1 protein-coding gene is annotated in these 670 nt (G+C 66.3%); it reads left to right on the top strand.

The features are described from left to right. A partial coding sequence (locus MKK82_RS12120; RefSeq protein ID WP_243985848.1) for a hypothetical protein occupies positions 1-512 on the top strand: 512 nt, incomplete at its 5' end. Positions 513-670: the final 158 nt, after the last annotated feature.

The raw sequence follows: 670 nt of genomic DNA, 5'->3' as shown, positions 1-670 counted from the left end.
GCCAGACGCTGTCACACTTCGAGGACGACGCGCACAAGGACCTCGCCAAGCTGGCGAAGACCTACCGGCCGGGAGCGCCAGCTTCGCGACCCGCGCAGGTCTCGATACCTCCTCGCCTTCAGGGCAGCCTTGTTGATCAGTTCAACTTCGCGTCCGCCTCGCTGCGCGACCTGCGGTCGCTCCCCGACATCCCAGATGAAGTCAGCACCTTCGTCTACGCGCTGGTGTGGACGGGGCGGTGTCACACCCACGTCTGGGACAGGACCAAGGGCCCTGAGGGTCAGTACAACGCCGCCGGCAAGCTGATGCAGTGGCTCGGTGACGCCCTGACCGACGTAGCGTGCGCGGCCCAGATGGAGGCGCGGCTGCGTCAGCCGACCAACAGCTCAGATCGCGAGACGCGGCTGTCGACGCTGGCTGTCACGACCATCGACAACGGCGACCCTGACGAGATCGAAGCCTACGCCCGCGAGCTGCTGGCCCACGCTGCGGCCGAGCGTCAGGGCCGTTGATAGCGGCTCCACCCCTTTGCGTGTCAAAAGGCGTTGGAACGGGACCCCGGATCGGCATGCAATTGGGACCCCTTCGCAAGCTAGGTGCGGTGCGGCTGAGCTGATCCGACGTCCAGCTTTCGCGGCGTAGGCGCTGGCCTCAGACGCGGTTCTTGAAG

The organism is Methylobacterium sp. E-046 (assembly GCF_022829625.1).
Lineage (GTDB): Bacteria > Pseudomonadota > Alphaproteobacteria > Rhizobiales > Beijerinckiaceae > Methylobacterium > Methylobacterium longum.
The sequence above is the reverse complement of the archived record's forward strand: the minus strand, read 5'-3'. Positions and strand labels throughout refer to the sequence as shown.